At 44.7% G+C, this 2,568-nt stretch carries 3 protein-coding genes; 1 reads left to right on the top strand and 2 read right to left on the bottom strand.

What is annotated here, in order from left to right; all coding sequences use genetic code 11:
• Nucleotides 1-603, bottom strand: a 603-nt coding sequence (gene aroC / locus AC1DSE_RS34060) for a chorismate synthase (RefSeq protein WP_477528990.1), incomplete at its 3' end; no start/stop codon positions are given.
• A 116-nt stretch (nt 604-719) separates the two neighbouring features.
• Here aroC and AC1DSE_RS34055 point away from each other — a divergent pair.
• Nucleotides 720-1,598 (top strand): LysR family transcriptional regulator, encoded by an 879-nt coding sequence (locus AC1DSE_RS34055; protein ID WP_477511635.1) that lies wholly within the window; start codon nt 720-722, stop codon nt 1,596-1,598.
• A gap of 55 nt (nt 1,599-1,653) precedes the next feature.
• On the opposite strand, the gene AC1DSE_RS34050 is transcribed toward AC1DSE_RS34055, so the two are convergent.
• The coding region (locus AC1DSE_RS34050) for an oxidoreductase (protein ID WP_477528989.1) at nt 1,654-2,568 on the bottom strand (915 nt) is incomplete at its 5' end.

Raw genomic sequence — 2,568 nt, 5'->3', positions numbered from 1 at the left:
GCTGTCTCCAATAGTCGCTAAATGCTCGATCTTCTCGATCATACGAACCGCTGCTTCTGGATCACATGCTCTTACCGCATTTTTTTCAATCTCATCCTCGACGTACGTTTCGCATTTAATACCGCCTATTTCCTTGGTATAAGCAACAACACTTATTCCTCGGTTCTCTAACAGCTTGCGGGCAACCGCTCCGCCAGCAACACGGCCTGCTGTTTCTCTTCCCGACGCCCTCCCGCTTCCGCGGTGATCACGCAAGCCGTATTTTTTCAAATACGTATAGTCAGCATGCCCTGGACGAAAAGAATTTTGTATATCGTTATATGCTTCAGGCTTCATATCTGTATTATGCAGCATAATGAAAAGTGGTGTTCCCGTTGTTTTCCCTTCAAACATGCCAGACATAATACGAATGACATCATATTCTTTGCGCGGGGTAGTTACAGAGGATTGACCGGGCTTTCTTCGATCCATTTGCGTTTGGATATATTTCTCATCCAGCTCAACCCCAGGTGTCACGCCATCTACAATGACGCCAACGGCTTCCCCGTGTGATTCTCCGAATGTCGTAATTTTAAAGCTTTCCCCATATGTGCTTCCTGCCATTATGTTTACCTCCCGATGGAATGCTTTGACGCATTCGTTATTTGTCTATTATAATTTTGAATATGAAATAAATGAAATTGGAATTTTCGAATCTTGTCATAGAGAGGAGCTATATCATGCTAATGAATATGGAATGGTATCGCATTTTTCTCCATACCGCTAAATTAGGTAATTTGACAAAAGCAGCACAAGAGCTGCATATTACACAGCCTTCAGTCAGCTATGCAATTAAGCAATTGGAAGCGCAGCTTGAAGTGAAGCTGTTTGATCGATTGTCCAAAGGAGTAAAGCTTACTCCGGAAGGATTGGAGGTTCTCGCTTATGTAGAGAAATCGTTTACGATACTGCAAGCAGGTGAAATCCAATTACAAGCGCTCAAAAACCTTACGGCAGGCGAACTACGCATTGGGGCTAGCGGACCTGTAATCAAACATCTGCTGCTGCCGCTGCTTGATACGTTTCATGCGGAGCATCCCGATGTACGCATTCGGCTTTCTCAAGGGAAAACATCGGATATACGGGATCGATTGTTATGTGGCCAAATTGATATTGGTCTTGTTCACTTGCCCCTCTCTGATCATGAACTTGTCGTTTCACATCTAACGGAGATTCAAGACTGCTTTGTTGTAGGAGAAGCGTATCGACATTTAGTCGATACCCCCTTTTCGGCTCAAGCCTTAGCCCAATTGCCGCTCTTGCTGCTCTCTGAAGCAAGCAGTACAAGATTGTTTATTGAGCAGTGGTTTGCTTCACAAGGCATAACGCCAGATGCGGATATGGAGCTGTCCAGCATGGATATGCTGATTGAAATGGCTATTCGCGGCTATGGAGCAGCATTTGTGACTCAATCTTTTATCGATCAGGAACTTGAGAATAAGAAGCTATTTCGACTTCAGACAATTGAACCTATTCCATTACGTTCTGTAGGTTTTGCCACTAGGCGCAATTCTTCTCTTCCCATCATCGCAAACCGGTTTATTGCATTGTTTGAATAATAAGAAGAGCCTCTCGGTATCCAAGAGGCTCTTCTTATTATTAGCTTGATAATGATCAGTATGCTCTTTCATATTGCTTTGCGGGCAATACCTCACCTTTTACAGCCTGAATTGCATGTAATGCCCAATAAGGATCACGAAGCATGCCGCGAGCAACAGCTACTAGATCTGCATCTTCATTCGCAATTGTCGCTTCAGCCAGCTGTGGATCTTCCAGCTTGCCTACGGCAATGACAGGTACCTGCAGCGCTTCTTTCAGAGCACGTGCCAAAGGCACCTGATAACCAGGATAGTTGCCCGGACGCTTTACTCCTACTGGGCCTTCTCCGCCGCTTGATACATGAAACACATCAACTCCAGCATCTCTGTAGCGTTTACTGAACTCGATGCTATGGTTCAAATCATAACCACCATCCATATATTCAATGGCAGAGATTCGCATGATGAGCGGCATGTCTGCTGGCATTACGCTTTTCACCGCTTGAACGACCTCTACACCAAATTTAGCCAAATCCTGTCCGTACTCATCCTCACGGGTATTAATGCCAGGAGACTGAAATTGATRCACCAAATAACCATGAGCACCATGTATTTCAATTGTGTCTACACCCGCTTCTACTGCTCTTCTTGCTGCCTCTTTAAATTGATTCACAATAACTTTTATTTCTTCGACAGAAAGTGGTTTAGGTGTTTTATAGTTAGGACCTGCTGGGATGGCAGATGGACCAACGGGCTGCTCAGCGTCCTCTGCTTTGCGTCCAGCATGCGCGATTTGAATGCCTATTTTCGAACCATGTTTATGAACCTCTGAAATTATGCGACTGAAAGCTGGAATATGCTCATCTGACCAAAGCCCTAAATCATGATCTGTAATGCGACCATCTGGATCAACGTCGGTCATCTCCATTAGGATAAGGCCCGTACCGCCTATCGCACGTGAAACATAATGAACATAATGCCACTCATTAGG

This window comes from Paenibacillus sp. 01L418 (assembly GCF_056400045.1).
The sequence above is the reverse complement of the archived record's forward strand: the minus strand, read 5'-3'. Positions and strand labels throughout refer to the sequence as shown.

Excerpts from the sequence above, each read along its gene's own strand:
- AC1DSE_RS34055 (WP_477511635.1), top strand. The coding sequence starts at position 720 with ATGCTAATGAATATGGAATGGTATCGCATTTTTCTCCATACCGCTAAA.